General features: G+C 74.5%; 19 protein-coding genes. 13 read left to right on the forward strand and 6 right to left on the reverse strand.

All coding sequences use genetic code 11. The features are described from left to right. Positions 1-195 precede the first annotated feature (195 nt). The 6 genes from IE329_RS26520 (at position 196) to IE329_RS26545 (ending at position 4,921) form a co-directional block, all read left to right on the forward strand. Complete coding sequence (locus IE329_RS26520) at positions 196-1,095, forward strand: helix-turn-helix domain-containing protein (protein WP_190213505.1); 900 nt, start codon at positions 196-198, stop codon at positions 1,093-1,095. A gap of 84 nt (positions 1,096-1,179) precedes the next feature. After that, complete coding sequence (gene rimO, locus IE329_RS26525; protein ID WP_190213506.1) at positions 1,180-2,691, forward strand: 30S ribosomal protein S12 methylthiotransferase RimO; 1,512 nt, start codon at positions 1,180-1,182, stop codon at positions 2,689-2,691. Beyond that, on the forward strand, positions 2,688-3,326 hold the full coding sequence (gene pgsA / locus IE329_RS26530) for a CDP-diacylglycerol--glycerol-3-phosphate 3-phosphatidyltransferase (protein ID WP_073924809.1): 639 nt from the start codon (positions 2,688-2,690) through the stop codon (positions 3,324-3,326). Before rimO ends, pgsA begins: the two co-directional genes overlap by 4 nt. Next, on the forward strand, positions 3,323-3,931 hold the full coding sequence (locus tag IE329_RS26535; RefSeq protein ID WP_190213507.1) for a CinA family protein: 609 nt from the start codon (positions 3,323-3,325) through the stop codon (positions 3,929-3,931). Before pgsA ends, IE329_RS26535 begins: the two co-directional genes overlap by 4 nt. 278 nt (positions 3,932-4,209) lie before the next feature. Next, on the forward strand, positions 4,210-4,581 hold the full coding sequence (locus IE329_RS26540) for a helix-turn-helix domain-containing protein (RefSeq protein ID WP_190213508.1): 372 nt from the start codon (positions 4,210-4,212) through the stop codon (positions 4,579-4,581). Between the two features lie 58 nt (positions 4,582-4,639). Beyond that, complete coding sequence (locus IE329_RS26545) at positions 4,640-4,921, forward strand: hypothetical protein (protein ID WP_190213509.1); 282 nt, start codon at positions 4,640-4,642, stop codon at positions 4,919-4,921. A 177-nt stretch (positions 4,922-5,098) separates the two neighbouring features. Here IE329_RS26545 and IE329_RS26550 read toward each other — a convergent pair whose 3' ends face one another. Beyond that, positions 5,099-9,943: an ATP-dependent helicase gene (locus IE329_RS26550; protein WP_190213510.1), complete on the reverse strand. Its 4,845-nt coding sequence runs from the start codon at positions 9,941-9,943 to the stop codon at positions 5,099-5,101. A gap of 239 nt (positions 9,944-10,182) precedes the next feature. Between IE329_RS26550 and IE329_RS26555 the strand changes: the two genes are divergently transcribed. The 7 genes from IE329_RS26555 to rny all read left to right on the forward strand — a co-directional run bounded on the left by IE329_RS26555 (position 10,183) and on the right by rny (position 18,099). Next, the gene (locus tag IE329_RS26555) at positions 10,183-11,712 is read left to right on the forward strand and encodes a S8 family peptidase (protein WP_190213511.1); all 1,530 of its coding nucleotides are present in this window, start codon (positions 10,183-10,185) and stop codon (positions 11,710-11,712) included. Positions 11,713-11,836: 124 nt separating this feature from the next. Then, positions 11,837-12,436: a GNAT family N-acetyltransferase gene (locus tag IE329_RS26560; RefSeq protein ID WP_190213512.1), complete on the forward strand. Its 600-nt coding sequence runs from the start codon at positions 11,837-11,839 to the stop codon at positions 12,434-12,436. Further along, positions 12,433-12,627 carry a DUF3046 domain-containing protein gene (locus IE329_RS26565; RefSeq protein ID WP_073924813.1) on the forward strand — a complete coding sequence of 65 codons (195 nt, stop codon included), beginning with the start codon at positions 12,433-12,435 and terminating at the stop codon, positions 12,625-12,627. Before IE329_RS26560 ends, IE329_RS26565 begins: the two co-directional genes overlap by 4 nt. A 264-nt stretch (positions 12,628-12,891) precedes the next feature. Continuing rightward, a complete protein-coding gene (locus IE329_RS26570) occupies positions 12,892-14,076 on the forward strand; it encodes an AI-2E family transporter (protein ID WP_190213513.1) in 1,185 nt (394 codons plus the stop codon). Between the two features lie 154 nt (positions 14,077-14,230). Further along, entirely contained in the window at positions 14,231-15,349 is a 1,119-nt protein-coding gene (recA, locus tag IE329_RS26575; RefSeq protein WP_190213550.1) for a recombinase RecA, read from the forward strand. Between the two features lie 214 nt (positions 15,350-15,563). Then, positions 15,564-16,376, forward strand: a complete 813-nt coding sequence (locus IE329_RS26580; RefSeq protein WP_190213551.1) for a regulatory protein RecX — start codon at positions 15,564-15,566, stop codon at positions 16,374-16,376. A 268-nt stretch (positions 16,377-16,644) separates the two neighbouring features. Continuing rightward, entirely contained in the window at positions 16,645-18,099 is a 1,455-nt protein-coding gene (gene rny, locus IE329_RS26585) for a ribonuclease Y (RefSeq protein ID WP_190213514.1), read from the forward strand. A gap of 45 nt (positions 18,100-18,144) precedes the next feature. On the opposite strand, the gene IE329_RS26590 is transcribed toward rny, so the two are convergent. From IE329_RS26590 to IE329_RS26610, 5 genes are all read right to left on the reverse strand, one after another. Then, the gene (locus tag IE329_RS26590; protein ID WP_190213515.1) at positions 18,145-19,836 is read right to left on the reverse strand and encodes an FAD-dependent monooxygenase; all 1,692 of its coding nucleotides are present in this window, start codon (positions 19,834-19,836) and stop codon (positions 18,145-18,147) included. A gap of 125 nt (positions 19,837-19,961) precedes the next feature. Next, complete coding sequence (locus IE329_RS26595) at positions 19,962-20,798, reverse strand: amino acid ABC transporter permease (RefSeq protein WP_190213516.1); 837 nt, start codon at positions 20,796-20,798, stop codon at positions 19,962-19,964. After that, complete coding sequence (locus IE329_RS26600) at positions 20,795-21,511, reverse strand: amino acid ABC transporter permease (RefSeq protein WP_190213517.1); 717 nt, start codon at positions 21,509-21,511, stop codon at positions 20,795-20,797. Before IE329_RS26600 ends, IE329_RS26595 begins: the two co-directional genes overlap by 4 nt. 45 nt (positions 21,512-21,556) lie before the next feature. Next, a complete protein-coding gene (locus IE329_RS26605) occupies positions 21,557-22,462 on the reverse strand; it encodes a glutamate ABC transporter substrate-binding protein (RefSeq protein WP_190213518.1) in 906 nt (301 codons plus the stop codon). A 131-nt stretch (positions 22,463-22,593) separates the two neighbouring features. Then, complete coding sequence (locus tag IE329_RS26610) at positions 22,594-23,367, reverse strand: amino acid ABC transporter ATP-binding protein (RefSeq protein ID WP_190213519.1); 774 nt, start codon at positions 23,365-23,367, stop codon at positions 22,594-22,596. Between the last annotated feature and the right edge of the window lie 317 nt (positions 23,368-23,684).

A 23,684-nucleotide genomic window follows, 5' to 3' on the forward strand; every position in this document is an offset into this window, starting at 1 on the left:
TGCCGTCGCGTCACAGGGCCGGGGGAGCACCATGGACCCGCCGGGCTGATCCGCCGTCATCCGACGGCGGCCGGCCCGCGGAACCCCGGCCGGGATGGGCGCGCACGTTCGGGCCTATTCCGCTTGAGAATCGTTCCGACCCCGCCCCTAGACTGTTTCTCCAGCAGGTGGCCATCCGCTCGAAAGGCGCACCCCGTGACCATCGGCAAGTCCCCGGACCGTGACAACCGCCGATCCTCCGCCGGCAAGACCGGAGCCGTGCCAGGCCGGGACGGCTCCGACGGGACCCCTGCGGCACCGGAACCGGCCGACGAGGGCCCGAGCATCGGACGGGTGCTCTCCGGCGCCCGGATCGAGGCGGGTCTCACGGTCGACCAGGTGAGTACGAGCACCCGCGTCCGGGTTCCCATAGTCCACGCCATCGAGGAGGACGACTTCGGCCGCTGCGGCGGCGATTTCTACGCCCGTGGCCACATCCGCTCGATCGCCAAGGCGGTCGGCATCGACGGTGACGTCCTGGTCGCCCGGTACGACGCGGCGCACGGCGGCGCACCGGCGACCAAGCGTCCCAGCCAGCTCCTCGACACCGGACCGATCAAGGTCACCGACCGCCGCGGTCCGAACTGGACGGTGGCCATGGTCGCCGCGATCTGCGCGGTCGTCGCGCTGATCGGATTCAACCTGGTGAACGGCAAGACCGGCGTCTCCGGCACCGGCTCGGCCAGCGCACCCCTTCCCAGCGGCTCGGGCACCGGGTCCGTCGCCGCCGCCTCGCCCAGTGTCCAGCCGCCCGCCCCGGCGCCCAGCGTCGCGGCGATCGCGGCCGCCCCGGCCGACAAGGTGACCGTCAAGCTGGTCGCCGAGAAGGACGCCAGCTGGGTGTCCGCGGTCGACGGCAGCGGCAAGTCGCTCTACCAGAACAACGTCGAACCCGGCCAGGACCAGACCTTCACCGACGCCAAGCAGATCAAGTTGGTGATCGGCAACGCCGGTGCCGTGCACGTGTACGTCAACGGCAAGGACCTCGGTCCGGCGGGCAAGGACGGCCAGGTGGTGCACGTCACGTACACCCCCGGAGACCCGCAGGCAGGCTGAACCGGCGGGGCGAAGATCTGCTAATCCGAGGCGCGCGGCCTCCGGGGCGAACGGCACCGGGGGCCGCGCGTTAACCTTGGCCCTATGCCTGAACGCCGTACTGTCGCCCTTGTCACGCTCGGATGCGCCCGCAACGAGGTGGACTCCGAGGAACTCGCCGGGCGACTGGAGGCCGATGGCTGGCAGCTGGTCGACGACGCCGCCGACGCCGACGTCGCCGTCGTCAACACCTGCGGGTTCGTCGAAGCCGCCAAGAAGGACTCCGTCGACGCCCTGCTGGAGGCCAACGACCTCAAGGGTCACGGCCGCACACAGGCCGTCGTCGCCGTCGGCTGCATGGCCGAGCGCTACGGCAAGGAACTCGCCGACGCGCTGCCCGAGGCCGACGCGGTGCTCGGTTTCGACGACTACGCCAACATCACCGAGCGCCTCCAGACGATCCTCTCCGGCGGCCACCACGCCGCGCACCTCCCGCGGGACCGCCGCAAGCTGCTCCCGCTGACCCCGGTCGAGCGGCAGGCCGCCGCCGCCGACGTCGCCCTGCCGGGCCACGGCGCCCCCGAGAACGTGCCCTCCGACCTCCCCGACGGCCTGGCCCCCGCCTCCGGGCCGCGCACCCTGCGCAAGCGGCTGGACGACAACCCGGTCGCCTCGATCAAGCTGGCCTCGGGCTGCGACCGCCGCTGTTCCTTCTGCGCGATCCCGGCCTTCCGCGGATCGTTCATCTCGCGCCGTCCCTCGGACGTGCTCAACGAGGCCGTCTGGCTGGCCGGGCAGGGCGTCCGCGAGGTCGTCCTGGTCAGCGAGAACAACACCTCGTACGGCAAGGACCTCGGTGACATCCGCCTGCTGGAGACGCTGCTCAGCGAGATCGCGGCGGTGCCCGGCATCGAGCGGGTGCGGGTCAGCTACCTGCAGCCCGCCGAGATGCGGCCCGGCCTGGTCGACGTGATGACCGGCACCGCCGGCGTCCTGCCGTACTTCGACCTGTCCTTCCAGCACTCGGCGCCCGCGGTGCTGCGCCGGATGCGGCGATTCGGCAACACCGACCAGTTCCTGGAGCTGCTCGGGACCATCCGCGGCAAGGCCCCGCAGGCGGGTGCCCGCTCGAACTTCATCGTCGGCTTCCCCGGGGAGACCGAGGAGGACTTCGCCGAGCTGGAGCGCTTCATCACCAACGCCGGCCTGGACGCGATCGGCGTCTTCGGCTACTCGGACGAGGACGGCACCGAGGCCGCGACCTTCGACGGCAAGCTGCCGGAGGACGTGGTGGCCGATCGCCTCAGCAGGCTCACCCGGCTGGCCGAGGAGCTGACCGCCCAGCGGGCCGAGCAGCGGATCGGCACCGAGGTCGAGGTCCTGGTGGAGTCGGTCGACGGCGACCTGGTCGAGGGCCGCGCCGCGCACCAGGCGCCGGAGACCGACGGCCTCACCACCCTGACCGGGGTGGACGACCCGGTCGTCGGCCGGTTCTACCGGGCCCGGGTCGTCGCCAGCGAGGGCGTCGACCTGGTGGCCGAGGCGCTGGAGCAGGTGCGGGCCACCGCCGCCGCCCCGGCGCCGGCCGTGGCGGCGCCCGCCGGAGCCGGGGCATGACCAAGGGGCCCGGCGCCCCGGCCGCGGCCGCCCCCGGCCGGTCGGGGGCGGCACTGCCCCCGCCGCCGGGCATCTGGAACATCGCGAACATGCTGACCATGCTCCGGCTCCTGCTGGTGCCGGTGTTCGTGCTGCTGCTCTTCGCGGACGGCGGGCACGACCCGAAGTGGCGCTCGGTGGCCTGGGCCTCCTTCGCCATCGCGATGATCACCGACCTCTTCGACGGCGAGATCGCCCGGCGCAAGGGGCTGGTGACCGACTTCGGCAAGATCGCCGACCCGATCGCCGACAAGGCGATCATGGGCTCCGCGCTGATCGGCCTGTCCGTCCTCGGCGACCTGCCCTGGTGGGTTACGATCGTGATCCTCGCCCGCGAGCTGGGCATCACCCTGATGCGCTTCTGGGTGATCCGCTACGGCGTGATCCCGGCCAGCCGCGGCGGCAAGCTGAAGACCCTCACCCAGGGCATCGCGGTCGGCATGTACGTCCTGGTGCTCGACGGCTGGCTGGCCACCGCCCGGGCCGTGCTGATGGGCCTCGCCGTGCTGCTCACCCTCGGCACCGCGCTGGACTACATCAGCCAGGCGGTCCGGATGCGCCGCGAGGGCCTGGCCCAGGAGCGCGAAGGCCGATGAGCGGGGCCAGGGGGGCCGCCGGGGGCACCGGAGCGACCGGGGGGCTCCGGGGCGGCCCGGAGGCCGCAGCGGCGGCGCAGCAGGGCCTGCCGGGCCTGGCGCACGCGGCGCTGCGGGCGGCCGGCGGCACCGTGGCCGTCGCCGAGTCGCTCACCGGCGGGCTGCTCGCCGCCACGCTGGTCGACGTCCCCGGCGCCTCGGCGACCTTCCGGGGCTCGGTCACCGCGTACGCGACCGAACTGAAGGCCTCGGTGCTCGGCGTCGACGAGGGCCTGCTGGACGTCCACGGCCCGGTCCACCCGGTGGTGGCCCGCCAGATGGCCGAGGGGGTGCGGCGGCTGCTCGGCGCCACGTACGGGCTCGCGACCACCGGAGTGGCCGGCCCGGATCCGCAGGACGGCCACCCCGTGGGGACGGTGTATCTCGCTTTTGCAAGTCCTGCGGGAAGTCTGGTCACTTCGCCACGGTTGTCCGGAGAGCGTGCCACAATCCGTCGCAAGGCGGTGACGGCCGCGCTCGAACTGCTCCTGCGGCAGCTGCCGGCCGACCCCGGACCCGGCCGGGAGCCGCACCCGGGCCAGGATCCCGGCCCGGGCGGGAACTGACGAACTGGCGGATCCGGTCGTCGTACCTGGAGGATCGTGTTACATCGAAGGGCCTGGTTGGGCAGATACCAGGTGGGAGACGAGTGCGCGGCGGTTGCCGCGCCCCCGGAGCCGGGCACAGTGAGGGGCCCGACGAGCCGGGTGGGACAACGGATACAGGGGAGGGGGCAGCCTTGCAGCCCAGAGTGAACACGACCACGGTCCCCGCACGCGACGCGGGCGAGGCGGTACGGTGGGGACGTGACATCTCGATCCGCAGTCCGAGGAGGGAGGCACCGATGATCCTGCTCCGTCGCCTACTGGGCGATGTACTGCGTCGGCAGCGCCAGCGCCAGGGCCGCACACTTCGCGAGGTGTCGGCGGCAGCCAGGGTTTCGCTCGGTTACCTCTCCGAGGTCGAGCGGGGCCAGAAGGAGGCCTCCTCGGAGCTGCTCTCCGCCATCTGCGACGCGCTCGACGTCCGGATGTCCGAGGTCATGCGCGAGGTCAGCGACGAACTGTCGCTCGCCGAACTTGCGGCGATGGCCACCCTCTCCGAAGGTGAAATGCTGAGGCCGGTTCTCGAACCCGTGCCGCTGCCGGCTCCCGGCGTCGACCGGATGAGTTCCATCTCGCCCAAGGCCTCGGCCGTGGACGTGGTCGCGGCCTGACCCGACCGGATCCCGCCCTCCCCCGGGCCCGACCCGGGGACGAGCGAAGGAGACGGCGGTGCGCAGAGTCGTGGCGGCGGGTGCCGATGCCCGAATACGTCTGAACCGGGTGCTCCCGCGCCCGGTCCGATGGGTCCTGGCGGTCCTGCTGGGTGCCTTCTGCTGCCGGCTCCTGCTGACCGGGGGGCCGGGCGCCGACGGCGTCGTCCTCGGGGCGCTGGCCGCCGGCGGCTGGGGCCTGGGGCTGCTGCCCATCCACGCCGACCCCCGGTTGACCGGGCCACCGCGTCGATCGGGTGAATCCGCCGCCCCGGCGGAGCCGACGGCCCCGGCGGAGTGATCCGGCGACACCCCACGAACGTGTGCACGACGGCCGTGGGGAGGCCACCCGTAGCCTCCGGGTACGGGTGGCCTCCCCACGGCCGTCGCGCGTCTCCGGGCCCGCCCGGGCCCCTCCCGGCCGCCTTGCCGCGCCCGCCGGCCGGGGCGCTCCGCCGCCCGGCGGGCCGCCCGGTGCTCAGGGGCGCAGTCGCAGGCCCCGCGGGGTCGGGTGGAAGCCCGCGGCCTCCAGCGCCGCGCCGAGGTCCGAGGTCAGCGCCGGCTCCCCGTTGGCCCGCTCCACCGTCACACTGCCCAGCGCGCCGGCGCGGACGGCGCCGGCCAGCGCCTCGGCGGCCAGCGCCCGGGTGGCGGCGTCCTCGGGCCAGGCGAGCAGCGACTTGCCGCCCCGCTCCACGTACAGCGCCAGTTCGCCGTCGACCAGCACGACCAGCGCGCCGGCCTTCCGCCCGGGGCGGTGGGCGGTGGCGGCCCTGCCGGGAGCCGCGCCCTTGCCGGTGCCCTCGCCCGGGGCGTCCTTCCCGGCGGGCAGGCCGGCCGGTGGCTCGGGCCAGGGCAGGGCGGCGCCGTAGGCGTTGGCGGGATCGGCGGCGGCCAGCACCAGCGGCTGCGGCGGCTCGGCGCCCGCGCCGCCCGCCCAGTCGCTGCCGCGGGTGCGCTCCAAGCGGGTGTTGACGGCCCGCAGGCGGTCGGCCGCGCCCTCCATGGCGAACTGCGCCCCGCCGAGCCCCTCCACGAAGTACCCCCGCCGGGCCCGCCCGCGCTCCTCCATCGCCGACAGCACCCGGTACACCCCGGCGAACCCGCCGGGGACCCGCTCGGCGGCCACCGTTCCCCGGGTGAGCAGGCCGTGCCGGTCCAGCAGGTTCTGCGCCTGGGCGGTGGCGCGCACGGTCGGATCGGCGGCGAGGGCCGGCAGCAGCGACCACCGGCCGGCGACGGTTGGCGGCCCGGACCGCACCCCGCCCGGCGCGAGCCGGCCCAGGCCCCGCCCCGCCCCGCCGTACCGGCCGCGCGGGGTGCCCCGGGGGGACCGGTGCGCGGTGGCGCCCGCCGTCCGGCCCGAGCCGAGCAGGGCCCGCAGCGGGGCGAGGGTGTCGTTGGTGACGTACCCGGCCCAGAGGAGGTCCCAGAGCGCCTCGACGATCTCGCCGTCGCCGGCGGCCTGACCGGCGGCGGGCCGGCCGCCGTCCGGCGGCCCGGCGAGGGGCGGCCCGGCCGTCGGGCCCGGCCCGCCGGCCGCCCGCACCCGCTCGGCCAACTGGCGGAAGAACAGCCCGTACCCGCCGGCCAGCGCCTCCAGCAGCGCGCTGTGCACCGGTGTCAGGGCGGGCGGCAGCGGCTCGGGGCGCAGCAGGTGGGCGTTCTCGGCGAGGTGCAGGCTGATCCAGCCGTCCTTGCCGGGCAGGGCGCCCGCGCCGGACCAGCCGACCTCGCCCGCCGCCGTGAGCTCGTCCAGCATGGCCGGGTGGTAGTCCGTCAGCCGGGCCGGCAGGACGAGCTTCTCCAGCGCCGAGGCCGGCAGGGCCGTCCCCTGCAGCTGCTCGACCACCCGGACCAGGCCGTCGAGGCCGCGCAGCCGGTGGCCGGCCAGGTGCTGCCACTGAGGGAGGAAGGCGGCCAGCGCCCGCGGGGGCACCGCCTCGACCTCCTGGCGCAGGGCGGCCAGCGAGCGCCGGCGCAGGCGGCGCAGCACCTCCGCGTCGCACCACTCGACGGTGCCGGTGTGGCCCTCGACCGGGCGGAACTCGCCCTGGACCAGCCGCCCGCCGGCGGTCAGCCGTTGCAGGGCGCCGGTGACGACGGCGGTGCCGAGGCCGAACCGGGTGGCCGCCTCGGCGGCGGTGAACGGCCCGTGGGTGCGGGCGTAGCGGGCCAGCAGATCGCCCAGCGGGTCCTTGACCGGCTCGGTGAAGGCCTCCGGGACGCCGACCGGCAGGGGCGTGCCGAGGGCGTCGCGCAGCCGCCCGGCGTCCTCCACGGCGGCCCAGCGCCGCTCGCCGGCGATCCGGACCTGGATGACCCGGCGGGCGGCCTCCAGCTCCAGGGCCCAGAGCGGTTCGGCGCCGCGGGCGGTCAGCTCGGCCTCGCCGAGCGGGCCGAGCAGGCGCAGGGCGTCGGCGACCCCCTCGGCGTCCTTGACCCGCCGCTCGGGGGTGAGCCGCTGGAGCTCCGCCTCCAGGTCGGCGAGCACGGCCGGGTCCAGCAGCTCGCGCAGCTCGGCCTGGCCGAGCAGTTCGGACAGCAGCCGGGAGTCCAGCGAGAGGGCGGCGGCGCGGCGCTCGGCGAGCGGGGAGTCGCCCTCGTAGAGGAACTGCGCGATGTACCCGAAGAGCAGGGAACGGGCGAACGGGGACGGCTCGGGGGTGGTGACCTCGACCAGGCGGACGGCCCGGGACTCCAGATCGCCCATCAGCTCGACCAGGCCGGGCACGTCGAAGACGTCCTGGAGGCATTCGCGGACGGCCTCCAGCACGATCGGGAACGAGCCGTACTCGGAGGCCACCTCCAGCAGCTGGGAGGCGCGCTGGCGCTGCTGCCAGAGCGGGGTGCGCCGGCCGGGGCTGCGCCGGGGCAGCAGCAGGGCGCGGCCCGCGCACTCGCGGAACCGGGAGGCGAACAGGGCGGAGCCGCCGACCTGCTCGGTGACCAGCTGTTCGATCTCACCGGGGTCGAAGAGGGCGGCGTCGGCGCCGACCGGGGCCTCGTCGGTGGTGCCGGTGGTGCCGGTGGCGCTGGGGAAGTCGAAGTCGGGGGCGAGCAGGTCGGCGTCCGGCAGCCGCAGCACGATGCCGTCGTCGGCGTGCATGACCTGCGGGTCCAGGCCGTGCTTCTCGCGCAGCCGGGCGCCCAGCGCCAGCGCCCACGGTGCGTGCACCTGGGCGCCGAAGGGGGAGTGGATGACGATCCGCCAGTCGCCCAGCTCGTCGCGGAACCGCTCGACCACGATGGTGCGGTCGTCGGGCAGGTGGCCGCAGGCCGCCCGCTGTTCGGCGAGGTAGTCGAGCAGGTTGCCGCAGGCCCAGTCGTCCAGGCCGGCCGCCCGGAGCCGCTCGGTGGCCCGCTCCGGGTCGAGGGTGCCCAGCTCGCGGACGAAGGCGCCGAGCGCCCGGCCGAGCTCCAGCGGGCGGCCGAGGGTGTCGCCCTTCCAGAACGGCAGCCGCCCGGGGACGCCGGGGGCGGGGGTGACCAGGACCTGGTCGTGGGTGATCTCCTCGATCCGCCAGGAGGTGGTGCCGAGGGTGAAGACGTCGCCGACCCGGGACTCGTAGACCATCTCCTCGTCCAGCTCCCCGACCCGGCCGCCGCCCCGGCGTCCGCCCTTCGGGTCGGCGGCCTTGCTGCCGGCGATGAAGACGCCGAACAGGCCACGGTCGGGAATCGTCCCGCCGGAGGTGACGGCGAGCCGCTGGGCGCCGGGGCGGCCGGTGACGGTGCCGGCGACCCGGTCCCACACCAGGCGGGGGCGCAGTTCGGCGAAGGCGTCGGAGGGGTAGCGGCCCGCCAGCATGTCGAGCACCGCGTCGAAGGCGGACTGCGGCAGGGTGGCGAACGGCGCGGCCCGGCGGACCAGGGCGAGCAGGTCGTCCACCGCCCAGGTGTCCAGGGCGGCGATCGCCACCAGTTGCTGGGCGAGCACGTCGAGCGGGTTGCGGGGGATCCGCAGGGCCTCGATCCGCCCGGCCCGCATCCGCTCGGTGACCACGGCGGACTGCACCAGGTCGCCGCGGTACTTGGGGAAGAAGACGCCGGTGGAGACCGCGCCGACCTGGTGGCCGGCCCGGCCGACCCGCTGCAGCCCCGAGGCGACCGAGGGCGGGGACTCGACCTGGACGACCAGCTCCACCGCGCCCATGTCGATGCCCAGCTCCAGGCTGGAGGTGGCGACCACGGCGGGCAGCCGGCCGGCCTTGAGCTCCTCCTCGACCTGGGCCCGCTGCTCCTTGGAGACCGAGCCGTGGTGGGCCCGGGCGAGGACGGGCGGTGCGCCCTTGGCCGCGCCGGAGCCGCCCATCAGCTCGGCCGGCGCGTGGGCCTCGGCGAGCGCCCCGGCGCCGGCCCGCTCGACGGCGATCTCGTTGAGCCGGTTGCAGAGCCGCTCGGCGAGGCGGCGTGAGTTGGCGAAGACGATGGTCGAGCGGTGGGCCTGGACGAGGTCGACGATCCGCTCCTCGACGTGCGGCCAGATCGAGGCCTTGCGGCCCGGCTCGTCGGCGTCGGCGGAGCCCGGGCCGGCCGGTGCGGCGGGCAGGTCGTCGAGGTCGGGGACGGGCACGACGACCTTGAGGTCGAAGCGCTTGCCGGCCGGTGGCTGGACGATCGCGGCGCCGCGCTGCGGGCTCAGGTAGCGGGCGACCTCCTCGACCGGCCGGACGGTGGCCGAGAGGCCGATCCGGCGGGCGGGCCGCTCCAGCAGCTCGTCCAGCCGCTCCAGGCTGAGGGCGAGGTGGGCGCCGCGCTTCGTCCCGGCGACGGCGTGCACCTCGTCGAGGATCACGGTGTCGATGCCGCGCAGGGCGTCCCGCGCGGCGGAGGTGAGCAGCAGGAAGAGCGACTCGGGGGTGGTGATCAGGATGTCCGGCGGGTGGGTCGTGAAGCGGCGCCGGTCGGCGGCGGGGGTGTCGCCGGAGCGGATGCCGACCTGGACGTCGGGCTCGGGCAGGCCGAGCCGGACGGAGGCCTGGCGCAGGCCGGCCAGCGGGGCGCGCAGGTTGCGCTCGACGTCGACCGCGAGCGCCTTCAGCGGGGAGATGTAGAGCACCCGGCAGCGCCGCTTGGGGTCGGCCGGGGCCGGGGTGCTGCTGAGGTGGTCGAGGGCGGAGAGGAAGGCCGCCAGGGTCTTGCCCGAGCCGGTGGGGGCGACCACCAGTACGTCCGTCCCCTGCCGGATGGCGCGCCAGGCCTCGCTCTGGGCGTCGGTGGGCGCGCTGAAGGCGCCGGTGAACCAGGCCCGGGTCGCGGGGGCGAAGCCCGCCAGCGGGTCGTCCGGGCCGGTGGGCTGGGCGGGGGTGCGAGGCGCCATGCCCCCATGGTGCCGGGTGCCACTGACAACGGGGGCGCGGCGGCAACGGGGGCGCGGCGAACAACGGGGGGCGCGGCGGGCCGAGGGCCCGGGAACGGCGGGCCGGGGGGTTCGGGCAGGTGGCGGCGTGCCGCGATGCCGTCTGCCGTAACCGAATGGGACAAAAGTGATAATCAGCTTCTATCGTGATGAATGAGACCCCTGACACCCGGCGGGACCGATGAGCGGAGGCCGGCGCGATGGAGCAGGTCCACCTGGCCAGCAGTGGAACCCCCGGGTCGCGCAAGGGCCCGCTCCGGGTGCTGCTCGTCATGCTGCTCACCGCCCTGGTGCTCGGCGGCGCCGTGCCCTACGTCGCCGGCCCCGGCCGCTCCTACCTCAGCTACCTGGTGCTCGCCCGGCAGGTCGACGCCGCGGGCTCCGCGCTGGCCGCCGAGGAGGCCCGGGCGGCCGGCGGCGACGTCGTCCAGGACTACCCGCAGATCGGGGCCGTCCTCGCCTACGCCACCGGCGGATTCGCCGAGACCGTCCGGGCCCGGCCCGGCATCGCCGCCGTCGGCGCCACCCGGACCGCCCCCGTCCCCGGCCCGCCGCGCCCGCTCAGCGGCGCCGGCGGCTTCGGCAGCGGTGCCGCCTCGGACGCCCTGGACGTGCCCGAGACGGGCGACGACGAGAGCACCGCGACGCTGCCCGACCCGGGCGAACAGGACAGCTGGAACGTCGCGATGCTCGGCGCGGGCGTGCGCCCCGGCGTGGAGACCTCCGCCGCGCTGCTGCGCACGCCGGCGGCCGAGCGGGGGGTGCCCACCCCCGAGGCGCTGCACAAGGTGATGGTGGCGGTCCTCGACTCCGGGGTCGACGACACCCACCCCGACCTGCGCGGCGCCGTCGACCCGAAGAGCTCGGCCTCCTGCGCGGACGGCCGCCCCGACGCCCGGGCCGGAGCCTGGCGGCCGGACGACGGGGTCACCGAGAGCGGCCACCGCACCCACGTCGCCGGGATCGTCGGCGCGGTCCGCGACGGCCACGGGGTCATGGGGGTGGCGCCGGGCGTGCGGATCGGCGCCGTCCGGCTGCTCGGACCGCTCGGGCAGTACTACCCCGAGAACATCGTCTGCGGCATGATCTGGGCCGCCGACCACGGCGCGAAGGCGATCAACAACAGCTACTTCGCCGACCCGTGGAAGTACAACTGCCCGCAGGACCCGGACCAGGCCGCCGTGGTCGCCGCGGTGTCCCGGGCGGTCGAGTACGCGCGCGGCAAGGGCGCCGTGGTGGTGGCCTCGGCCGGCAACGACGGGCAGGACCTCGGCGCCCCCCGCCGGGACGAGCGCAGCCCCAACGACCGGGTCTCCGGCCCGCCGCAGAGCCGCGAGCTGGGCACCGAGTGCATCCGGCTGCCGGGCGAACTGCCCGGCGTGGTCACCGTCACCTCGGTGAACCGGGACGGACAGCCCTCCGCCTACACCAACTACGGGCGCGGGAAGGTCTCGCTGGCCGCGCCCGGCGGCGACCCGGACTCCGGCGTCCAGGGCGCGGTCGTCTCCGACTGGCCCGGCGGCCAGTACACCGCGCTGGCCGGCACCTCGATGGCGGCGGCGCACGTGACCGGGGCGGTCGCCGTCGCGGCGGTGCTGCACCCCGACTGGAACTCCGAGCAGCTCGCCGCGCTGCTGGCGAGCACCGCGGCGGCCGCCTGCCCGCCGGTCGGCCAGGGCTGCGGGGACCGCGAGTACTACGGCGCCGGGATCGTCACCCTCCCGCGCTGACGCCGGGCCGGGTACGGGGCCGGGCCGGGTACGGGCCCCGGCCGCACCCGGCCTTCCGCCCCGCCCCGCCCCGGCCCGGAAAAGCGGATGACAACGGCGCGGGCGCGGGACCAGCATCGGGGGCGTGACGGTATCTCTCATCACGGACCGCCTGGTGCTGCGCGGCCTCACCCCGGACGACGCCGGCCGCCTGACGGCCCTGGACGCGGACCCGCGGGTGATGCGCCACCTCACCGGCGGGCGCGCCACCCCCGGGGAGGTGGTCGAGCGCGAGGTGCTGCCCCGGATGCTCGGCCACCGGGACCGGCACGCCTCGCTCGGGTACTTCGCCGCCGAGGAGCGGGCCGGCGGGGCCTTCGTCGGCTGGTTCGAGTTCCGGCCGGTGGACGAGCGGCACCCGCTGGACGAGGTCGAGCTCGGCTACCGGCTGCGGCACGCGGCCTGGGGCCGCGGCTACGCCACCGAGGGTGCGCTGGCCCTGCTGCGCCGCGGCTTCGCCGAACTCGGCGTGCGCCGGGTCACCGCGACCACCATGACGGTCAACACGGGCTCGCGCCGGGTGATGGAGAAGGCCGGGCTGCGCCACGTCCGGACCTTCCACCAGAGCTGGCCGGACCCGATCGAGGGGGCCGAGCACGGCGACGTCGAGTACGCCCTGGAGGCGGCCGACTGGATCCGGGCGCAGGCGGCCGCCGGCGGCCCGTCCGGGATACTGGGCGCATGAGGCTGACCGAGTTCTGGCGACGGATGTACGAGCACTTCGGCGAGGTGTACGCGGAGTCCTTCGCCTCCGACCACGTGATGAGCGAACTCGGGGGCCGCACGGTGCGCCAGGCGCTGGACGCGGGCTGGGAGGCCAAGGACGTCTGGCGGGTGGTCTGCGACACCCAGGGCGTGTCGACACTGCTGCGCTGAGCCCCGGGGCCGGGCCGGCCCGGCCGGCGGATGGGTGAGACTGTGCGGGTGGTAAGCAGCCCAGAAACCCCGAATCCGGACACACCACCCACGACCGCGCCGACGGACGCCGGACCGCCGGCCGCATCCGGCGCCGAGGCTCCCCGTGCCGGGGGCTCCCGCACGGAGGCCCGCACGACGGAGGCCCTGCGGGCAGAGGCTCCCCGCGCCTGGGGCTCCCGCTCCGAGGGCTCGCGGGCCTCGGGCGACGGGCGGACCGGCTCGATGCCCCGCTGGCTCCCCAGGGCGATGGTGCTCGCCCTGGTGCTGGTCGGGTTGTTCCAGCTCGCCGACTGGGCCTTCCACCAGCTGATCGACCTCTTCGTGATGCTGCTGGTCTCCTTCTTCCTCTCGCTGGCGCTGGAGCCGGCCGTCGACCGGATGGCCGCGCGCGGGATACGGCGGGGCCTGGGCACCTTCCTGGTGTTCGTCGCGGTGGTGGTGGCCATCGCCGGCTTCCTCACCGCGCTCGGGACGCTGCTGGTCGACCAGGTGGCGAAGATCGCCGGAGACCTTCCGCACCTGCTCGACACCCTGATCGACTGGGTCAACCGGACCTTCCACCAGAACCTCTCGCTGGACCAGCTGCAGGAGAAGCTCCTCAAGGACTCGGGCAGCATCGAGACCTACGCCCAGCAGGCCGCGGACAACGCCTGGGGGGTGTCCAGCACCCTGATCGGCGGGCTCTTCAAGGCCTTCACGGTCGGACTGTTCACCTTCTACTTCACCGCCGACGGGCCCCGGGTCCGCCGTACGGTCTGCTCGCTGCTGCCGCCCGCGATGCAGGGCGAGGTGCTGCGGGCCTGGGAGATCGCGCTGGCCAAGACCGGCGGCTACCTCTACTCGCGGGCGCTGCTCGCGGTCGTCTCGGCCGCGGCGCACTGGATCATGTTCGCGGTGATCGACCTGCCGTACGCGGCCGCGCTGGCGGTCTGGGTCGGGGTGATGTCGCAGTTCGTGCCGACCATCGGCACCTATCTGGCGGGGGCCCTGCCGGTGCTGGTCGCGCTGACCGTGCGCCCGGTGGACGCCCTCTGGGTGCTGGTCTTCGTGGTGGTGTACCAGCAGATCGAGAACTACCTGCTGCACCCCAGGATCACCGCGCGGACGGTGGACGTGCACCCGGCGGTGGCCTTCGGCTCGGTGATCGCCGGCGCCGCGCTGCTCGGGGCGGTCGGCGCGCTGATCGCCATTCCGGCCGCGGCCACCCTGCAGGGGTTCGTCGGGACGTACGTGCGCCGGTACGAGGTGGCCACCGATCCCCGGATCGACCGGGGCGAGGAGCGGCGCGCGGCCCGCCGCGAGCGCCGTCGGCAGACCGCGCGCCGGTTGCGGCGGATGGTCGGCGGCGGCCAGGACCGGGACGGCTCCGCCGGTGGAGGGCCCGGTGGCGACGGGGGGAACGGCTAGCTGCTTGCCTTCCGGCTTGAATCGAACATATGTTCTTTGTACTCTCCGGCGATGAGTTCTCCACAGGCGGAGCCAGGTCGGGGCCGTTTGTCAGTGGGACGCGCTAGCGTCGAGGACGATGAAGCGCACAGCACAGAACCCGAGGGTGGAAGCCATGGCAGGTACGGACCGCGAGAAGGCCCTTGAGAACGCACTCGCGCAGATTGAGCGGCAGTTCGGCAAGGGCTCGGTGATGCGCCTCGGCGACCAGTCCCGCGCCCCGATCGACGTGATCCCGACCGGCTCGACGGCGCTGGACGTGGCGCTCGGCGTCGGCGGCCTCCCGCGCGGCCGGGTGATCGAGATCTACGGCCCCGAGTCCTCCGGCAAGACCACGCTGACCCTGCACGCTGCGGCCAGCGCCCAGAAGCTCGGCGGCACGGTCGCCTTCGTGGACGCCGAGCACGCCCTCGACCCGGAGTACGCCAGGAAGCTCGGCGTGGACACCGACTCCCTGCTGGTCAGCCAGCCGGACACCGGTGAGCAGGCGCTGGAGATCACCGACATGCTGATCCGCTCCGGCGCCGTCGACCTGATCATCATCGACTCCGTCGCGGCGCTCGTCCCGCGTGCGGAGATCGAGGGCGAGATGGGCGACTCGCACGTCGGCCTGCAGGCCCGGCTGATGAGCCAGGCGCTGCGGAAGATCGCCGGTGCGCTCAACCAGTCGAACACCACCGCGATCTTCATCAACCAGCTGCGCGAGAAGATCGGCGTCATGTTCGGCTCGCCGGAGACCACCACCGGTGGCCGCGCGCTGAAGTTCTACGCCTCGGTGCGCCTGGACATCCGCCGGATCGAGACCCTGAAGGACGGCACCGAGGCGGTCGGCAACCGGACCCGCGTCAAGGTCGTCAAGAACAAGGTCGCCGCCCCGTTCAAGCAGGCCGAGTTCGACATCCTCTACGGCCACGGCATCAGCTGGGAGGGTGGCCTGATCGACATGGGTGTCGAGCACGGCTTCATCCGCAAGGCCGGCGCCTGGTACACCTACGAGGGCGACCAGCTCGGCCAGGGCAAGGAGAACGCCCGCAACTTCCTGCGGGACAACCCGCAGCTGGCCGAGGAGATCGAGAAGAAGATCAAGGAGAAGCTGGGCATCGGCCCCAAGTCGGAGACCCCGGCCGAGGGTGCCCCGGCCGCCGAGGCCGTCGAGGGCGCTGCCAAGCCGATCACCGCGACCGCCGCCAAGACGGCGGCGGCGAAGAAGACGGCGGCGGCCGCCAAGGCCTGATCGCCCGATGCACGACACCGAGGAGTACCAGCCCCGTCCCGGGTCCGGCGGCAGTGCGCCGGGCCCGGGGGAGCCTGACGCCGAGAGCGGGACCGCCGGCGACCGGGGCCCCGCCGCCCGCCCGGTCCCGACCGGAGCCGTACTGCGTTCGCTGGGCGCCGTCCTCGCGCCGGCCTCCGAGCTGCCCGGCGGGCGGCGCCGGCGCCGCTCCGCGCTGGAGGAGGAGTCCGGGCCGGCCGGTGCGGGCGGGCAGGACACCGCCCCGGCCACGCCCTCCCGCGGCAGGGCCGCGGCAGGCAGGGGAGCCGGACGCCCGGGCTTCGGACGCCCTGCTCCCGGACGTCCGCCCTTCGGCGACTCCGAGGCCGGCCACGGCCCCGAGGACGATGCGGGGCAGCTCGCCGACGAGCGGCAGGCCGACGACCACGACCGGGAGTACGGCGGGCGGTCCGGTGGCCGCCGCTCCGGCGGACGCCGGCAGAAGGACCGCTCGGCCGGCGAACGTGAGCCGGCGGCCGCCCGGCGGGAGGAGCCGGCCGACCCGGCGGGCCGGGCCAGGGACATCTGCCTGCGCCTGCTCACCGGCACGGCCAAGACCCGCAAGCAGCTCGCGGACGCGCTGCGCAAGCGCGAGATCCCGGACGAGGTCGCCGAGGAGGTGCTCACCCGGCTCGAAGAGGTCGGACTGATCGACGACGCCGCCTACGCGGACGCCTGGGTCGAGTCGCGGCACGCCGCCCGGGGGCTGGCCCGCCGGGCGCTGGCGCAGGAGCTGCGGACCAGGGGCGTGGCCGGCGATCTGGTCGAGCAGGCGATGGCCCGGCTGGGCCCGGACGAGGAGGCCGAGGCGGCCCGCGCCCTGGTGGAGCGGAAGCTGCGTGCGACGAAGGGCCTGGAGCCGCAGGCCCGGACGCGCCGGCTGGTCGGCATGCTCGCCCGGCGGGGCTACTCCGAGGGCCTGGCCTACCGGGTGGTCCGCGAGGCGCTGGGCGAGGAGGACGACGGCCCGGGCACCGACGACTGGTGATGCCGCGTCAGGGAGAGCCGAAGTCAACTCTCGATCGCATCTTGACCGTTTCGTAACCTGCGCTTAGCCTCGCAATCAGTGAGGGAGCACTTCGACCACGTAGCGGGCGGGCATGCGCGGGTACGGCCGGAGTCGGCCCCGGGCGGCTTGCTCCACTTGCCGAATGCCCCGCAACCGAGGCCGAGCGCCTCACCGGCCGGCGTCCCGAGCCCCGGCAGGCCCCTCACCGCCGTGACAGCTGAGCGCGCAGGGACGGGGAGTGGGCTGGATGAAGATCGCGGTGGGTGCCGGATCGGTCGCTTCCCTGGTGTTGGCCGGGGTCCTGGTCGCCGTCCTGGGGGCGACCTGGCTGATGGTCCGCCGCCTCCAGTCGGCCCAGCGCAGGGCGGCCGGCGAGAGCGCGCGGGCCAGGGAGTGGGCCCATGCCGAGACGGCGCGGCTGCGCGGTGAACTGGACCGGCGCGAGGAGCGGCTCGCCGAGGAACTGCGCCGGGTGCGCGCCCTGGAGGAGGAGACCGCCGGACGGGCGGCCGAGCTGGCCCGGGAGCGGGCCGCCGTCCGTGAGCTGGAGGCAGGGCGGCGCGCGGCGCTGGAGCGGGTCGCCGGGCTGAGCGCCGAGAGCGCCCGGGCCGAGATCGTCCGCGAGGCGGAGTCGGAGGCCAGGCGCGAGGCGGCCGTCTCCGTCCGGGAGATCGAACGCACGGCCAAGGCCGAGGCGGACGGCCGGGCCCGCGAGATCATCGCCGGGGCCATCCAGCGGCTGGCCAGCGAGCAGACCGCCGAGACGGTGGTGTCCGTGTTCCGGCTGCCGGGCGAGGACATGAAGGGCCGGATCATCGGACGGGAGGGCCGCAACATCCGGGCCTTCGAGGCCGTCACCGGGGTCAACCTGATCGTCGACGACACCCCGGAGTCGGTGCAGCTGTCCTGCTTCGACCCGGTCCGCCGGGAGACCGCCCGGCTCACCCTGGAGACCCTGGTCGCGGACGGGCGGATCCATCCGGTGCGGATCGAGGAGGTCCACGAGCGCAGCCGGGCGGAGGTCGAGCGGCTCTGCGTCCGGGCCGGGGAGGACGCGCTGCTGGCGGCCCGGGTCGGAGAGATGGCACCGGAGCTGGTCCGGCTGCTCGGGACGTTGCGGTACCGGACGTCGTACGGCCAGAACGTGCTCGGGCACCTGGTGGAGTCGGCGCACATCGGCGGGATGATGGCGGACGAGCTGGGGGTGGACGCGGCGCTGGTGCGGCGGGCGGCGCTGCTGCACGACATCGGGAAGGCGCTCACCCACGAGGTCGAGGGCAGCCACGCGGCGATCGGGGCGGAGCTGGCCCGGCGGCACGGGGAGTCGTCGGAGGTGGTGCACGCGATCGAGGCGCACCACGGCGAGGTGGACCCCAAGACGGTGGAGGCGGTGCTGACGCAGGCGGCCGACGCCTGCTCGGGCGGCCGGCCCGGGGCGCGCCGCGAGGCGGTGGAGACGTACGTGCGCCGGCTGGAGCGGCTGGAGGAGATCGCGGCCGCCCACGACGGGGTCTCGAAGGTGTTCGCGATGCAGGCGGGGCGCGAGGTCCGGGTGATGGTGCGGCCGGAGGTGGTGGACGACCTGCGGGCCCAGGTGATCGCCCGCGAGGTGGCCAAGCGGGTCGCGCAGGAGCTGACCTACCCGGGGCAGATACGGATCACGGTGGTGCGGGAGAGCCGGGTCACCGCCGTCGCCCGGTAGCGCGGGCGGCCGGCTCCGGGCGCCGGTCCGGCGCCCGGGCCGCCCTCAGGCGGCCGGCTCCGGGGTGCCGGGCAGCGGCGCCGGGCCGCCGCGGGCGTCGTCGGCCAGGGCCAGCAGGCCCTCGGCGTGGCAGCCCTGGGTGGTGCCGACCAGGTGCCCGTCGGGCCGGATCAGCAGCACGGTGTGCGGGGCGGCGCCGGGGTACTCCTCGGTGACCAGGACTTCGGCCGGCACCGGGAGGGCGGCGGCGACCTCGGCCAGCCGGGGCATCAGGCCGGCGCCCAGCCAGTGCTGGGCCGACCAGACGGCGGTGCCGGGGGCGACCAGCAGGAGCAGGAAGGTCCCGCCGAGCCGGGCGTGCAGCTGGTCGGCGGCGCCGTCCATGGCGAGCACCGGCAGGTCGGGGACGAGCACGCCGGGCGCGGTGGCCGGCAGCAGCTCGGAGAGGGTGGTGCCGCGGCCGGCGCCCCGCTGCACCGGGACCCGGCCGGGGACGCCGGAGGGCGCCGCCGGGTAGGCGGGTGCCCCGCCGAAGCGTCCGCTGCCCAGCTGGCCGTCGGCGAGCAGCGGGGCGTGCTTGCGGAAGGAGCCGCTGAGCAGCGAGCGGCGGGTCTGCTGCCAGCCGCGCAGCGGGCGCAGCAACGGCATGGTCTGGTCGACCGCGCGCAGCCGGGCGCCGACGGCCCCGCGGCGTTCGGCCTCGTACCCGTCGAGCAGGGCGCCGCCGGGCTGCGTGCCGCCGGCGTGCGGCGGGAGGTGCCAGGCCAGGGCGAGCCGCCAGGCCAGGTTGTCCGCGTCGCGCAGGCCGTCGGCGAGGTTCTGCATGCCGAGTGCCCCGTGCAGGTGGGCGGCGTCGCCGGCCAGGAAGCAGCGGCCGCTGCGGAAGCGGGCGGCGAGGCGCTGCTGGGCGGTGTGGTCGGCGGCGGCGAGCAGGTCGTAGCGGGGGAGTTCGCCGCACCAGCCGGTGAGGGTGGCCTTCACCCGGGCGAGCAGGGTGTCGCCGGTGACGATGCCGGGCCAGGTGGCGTGCGGGTCGACCGGTTCGGTGGGGGCGGGCCGGCCGGGGGGCAGCCGCCAGTCCAGCCGCCAGAGGCCGTCCGGGAGGGGGCGGGCGGAGGCCTCGCGGTCGCCGCGCCAGGGGGGCTCGCGGTGCAGTCTGGCCTCACCGGCGAAGGGCAGGTCGACCCGGACGGTGGCGACGGCGTGCCGGTCGACGGCCGGCCGGCCGGGGAAGCGGATCTTGAGCAGCTTGCGGACGGCCGAGCGGGCGCCGTCGCAGCCGACCAGGTGGCTGCCGCGCCACCAGGTCTCGGTGCCGTCCTGCGGGTTGCGGGTGCGGACGCTGACGCCGTCCCGGTCCTGTTCGAGTTCGACCACCCGGCTGAGCGGGGCGAGCTGGACGAGCGGGGTGGCGGTGAGGGCGTCCCGCAGGCCGCGCTGGAGGCGGTGCTGCGGCAGGTGGAGGGCGGGGGTGCGGCTGAGGTCCACCCGGAGGACCTCCTGGCGGCGGCGCCAGACGGCGAAGCTGTCCCAGCGGGCGGCGTCGGAGGCGGCCCGGGCGTAGCCCAGGCGGGTCAGCAGGGCCGTGGTGTCGCTGCCGAGGACGACGCTGCGCGGCCCTTCGGGGCACAGGCCGGTGCCCTCGTCCAGGACGACGGTCGGGACCTCGTGCCGGGCGAGGGCGAGGGCCAGGGCCAGGCCGACCGGCCCGGCCCCGACCACGATCACCGGGTCCACGGGGGGACCTCCGGCCCGGCGGGGCGGCGGCAGGCCGACGCTCGGGTGGAGGGGGCGTCATATGCCGCGAGGATGGTCCCGGGTGGTGTCACGAAGAGCAATGCAACAGATCACCTGCGTGTCCGTCAAGCAGGGACCGATGTGCGCCGGTTCGCGCCGCGGCGTCCGCGCGCCTCGATCCAGCGGGCGAGCGCGGCCAGCAGGAGGCACATCGCGATGTAGATCGGAGTGCCCACCAGGACGGTCGGGACGTAGGGGTAGCCGGTGCTGTTGCTGGCGATGAGCTTCATGGCGTACAGCAGCTCGGGGTAGGTGATGACGAACCCGAGCGAGGTGTCCTTGAGGGTGACGACCGTCTGGCTGATGATCGCCGGCAGCATCGAGCGGACCGCCTGCGGCACCAGGATGCTCAGCATCACCGCGCTCTTGCGCATCCCGAGGGCGTACGCGGCCTCGCTCTGGCCGCGGGGCACCGCCTCGACCCCGGAGCGGATGATCTCGGCCTGGACCGAGCCGTTGTACAGCGTCAGCCCGGTGACCAGGGCCCAGAACGGGTCGCCGGCGAAGAGGCCGCGGTACAGCGCGAAGATCATGATGAGCAGCGGCATCGCGCGGAAGAACTGCACGACGGCGCCGGAGACCGCGCGGACCGGCTTGTGGTCCGACAGCCGGCCGGCCGCCAGCAGCGCGCCCAGCAGCAGGGACAGGACGGCGGCCAGGGCGAAGGCCTTGAGGGTGGCCAGCAGCCCGTCGACGATCCGCTGCTGCACGGCCGTGTACTGGAACGGCTCCCACAGCTCGGGCGCGAACTGGCCGGTGCTGTCCAGCTTGTCGTAGGCGTACCAGAGCAGTCCGGCGATGCCGAGCACGGTGAGGACGCCGAGGGCCCGGTAGCGGAACCGGGCGCGCGGGCCGGGCGCGTCGTAGAGGACGCTGGCGGAGGCGGTGCGGGAGGAGCTCACTGGTTCGCCTCCACGGTTTCGGTCCGCACGGGGGTGCCGCGCTCGGACAGGCCGCGGACCAGCCGGCCGCCGGCCGCGACGATCTGCGGGAGGTAGTGGAACAGCAGGCCGACCGAGGCGCTGATCGTCAGGTACGGCAGGGCCACCCAGAAGAAGATCAGGGCGATCGGGTAGCCGAGGTCGGTCAGGGTGGCCTGGGCCTGGAACAGCTCGGCGACGCTGAACGCGCCCGCGATCGCGGAGTTCCTGGGCAGGGCGATGAAGACGCTGCTCATCGGGCCCAGCACGGTCTTCGCGGCCTGCGGCAGGATCACCAGGCGCAGGGTCTGCCCGAAGGTCATGCCCAGGCTGCGGGCGGCCTCGGCCTGCCCGAGCGGGACGGTGTTGATGCCGGAGCGCAGCACCTCGCAGACGAAGGCGGCGGTGTAGAAGCCGAGCGCCAGCACCGCGAAGGTGAAGGGGCTGAACCGGACGTCCAGCCGCGGCAGGGTGAACACCGCGGCGAGGAACAGCAGGGTCAGCGGCGTGTTGCGGAACGCCGTCACCCAGACGGTGCCGAACGCGCGCAGGACCGGCACCGGCGAGACCCGGAAGGCCGCCAGCAGGGTGCCCAGCAGCAGGGCGAGCAGCGCGGCCAGCGCGCTCAGCTCGACCGTCTGCAGGAAGCCGTCGCGAAGCAGCGCGAAGTTGCCGTGCTCGAACAGGATGTCCATGCCGGCGGCCCTCCTCTCGGTCGGGAGATGGTCGGGGAAAGAGGATCAGTAGCGGTTCAGGGCCGGGATCTCGGCGGGGGAGCCGGAGAGGCCGAGGGTGGCGTCGTAGGCCTTCTTCCAGTCGCCGTTGTCCTCGTGCGCCTTCAGCGCGTCGCTGATCGCGTCCCGCAGCGCCTTGTCGTCCTTGCCCAGGCCGACGCCGTAGTTCTCCTTGGTGAACGGCTTGCCGACGAGCTTGAACTTGCCGGCGTTCTTGGCCGCGTAGCCCTTCAGGATCGAGTCGTCGGTGGTGACCGCGTCGACCTCCTTGGTCAGCAGCTTGTCGACGCACTGCGAGTAGGTCTCGTACTGGGTGATCTTGGCGCCGTAGGGCTCGATCTGCTTGATCGAGGTGGAGCCGGTGACCGTGCAGACGTTCTTGCCCTTGACCGACTCCGGGCCGGTGATCTCGGTGTTGTCCTTGTTCACCAGCAGGTCCTGGCCGGCGATGTAGTACGGGCCGGCGAAGGAGACCGAGGTCTTGCGGGTGTCGGTGATGCTGTAGGTACCGACGTAGTAGTCGATGCCGCCGCCCTTGATCTCGGTCTCGCGGTTCGCCGAGGCGATCGTCTTCCACTCGATCTTGTCGGCGGAGAAGCCCAGGTCGGCGGCGATCATCTTGGCGATCTCGATGTCGAAGCCGCTGCGGGTGTTGGTGCTGAGGTCCTCGAAGCCGAGGAACGGCTGGTCGGCCTTGGCACCGATGATCAGCTTGCCGCGGCTCTTGGCGGCGTCGAAGGTCTTCGAGCCCTCCACCTTGGCGTCGGCCTTCACCTGGTAGGTCGGCAGCTTCGGGGCGCCGGAGGCGCCCGCGGCGCTGTCGCCCGGGGTGCCGCTCTTGCCGCAGGCCGCGGTGGTGGCGGTGAGCGCGACGACACAGAGCGTGGCGGCGATGATGTGACGAGTCCTCATGAGGGTTGCTCTCCTCGGGGCAGGGCCGCGGTCAACCGGGCGCTGGGATCGGGAAGTTCCGTGCGTGGCGGGGGTGGGGCGGCTTCGGGGCCGGCCACCACCGGCACACTGATACTGGATCAACTCCGCTGTCAGTGGTGCAGGATCTTCGAAAGGAAGTCCTTGGCGCGGTCGCTGCGCGGGGCGGTGAAGAAGGCTTCGGGGGTGTTCTCCTCGACGATCCGGCCGTCCGCCATGAAGAGGACGCGGTTGGCCGCGGAGCGCGCGAAGCCCATCTCGTGGGTGACGACGACCATCGTCATGCCGTCGGCGGCGAGATTGCGCATCACCTCCAGCACCTCGTTGATCATCTCCGGGTCGAGGGCCGAGGTCGGCTCGTCGAACAGCATGACCTTGGGGTTCATCGCGAGGGCGCGGGCGATCGCCACCCGCTGCTGCTGCCCGCCGGACAGCTGGGCCGGGAGCTTGTCGGCCTGCGCGGCCACGCCGACCCGCTCCAGCAGCTCGCGGGCCTTCGCCTCGGCCTGGGCGCGGGGCACCTTGCGCACCTTGACCTGGCCCAGCACCACGTTCTCCAGCACCGTCTTGTGCGCGAACAGGTTGAAGCTCTGGAACACCATGCCGACCTCGGCGCGCAGCCGGGCCAGCTCACGGCCCTCGGCGGGCAGCGGGCGGCCGTCGATGGTGATGGTGCCGGAGTCGACCGTCTCCAGGCGGTTGATGGTGCGGCACAGGGTCGACTTGCCGGAGCCGGACGGGCCGATCAGCACCACCACCTCGCCCTGCGCGATCTCCAGGTTGATGTCCTGGAGCACGTGCAGGGCGCCGAAGTGCTTGTTCACGCCGTCCAGGACGACCAGCGGGGCCGCACCGGGGGCGAGGTCCTTGACGATGCTCGTGCTCATCGCGACGTGCTCCCTCGTGTCGGCCCTGGGGGGAACTCCCTTGGGCGGAAGTACTGATGATGCGCCGGCTGATGAAACGACGTCAGCGGTACGGGAAGGCCGCCGGAGTACGGCGGCCGGTACCGGGGGCCGGAAGCCGGCGGAGCTCGCGGCCCCCGGTGGGGCGACCTTAGAAGTGGTGACGATGCCACGTCAGCCGATCTGAGCGGAACTTGAGGATCACGATCCGGCCACACCACCACCACGCCGCCCCCGCCGGGCGGCCCGCGCACCCGCGGCGGCCCGCCCGCGCCGGGTGATCGAACGGGTACGGACCG

Source organism: Kitasatospora indigofera (assembly GCF_014655955.1).
GTDB lineage: Bacteria > Actinomycetota > Actinomycetes > Streptomycetales > Streptomycetaceae > Kitasatospora > Kitasatospora indigofera.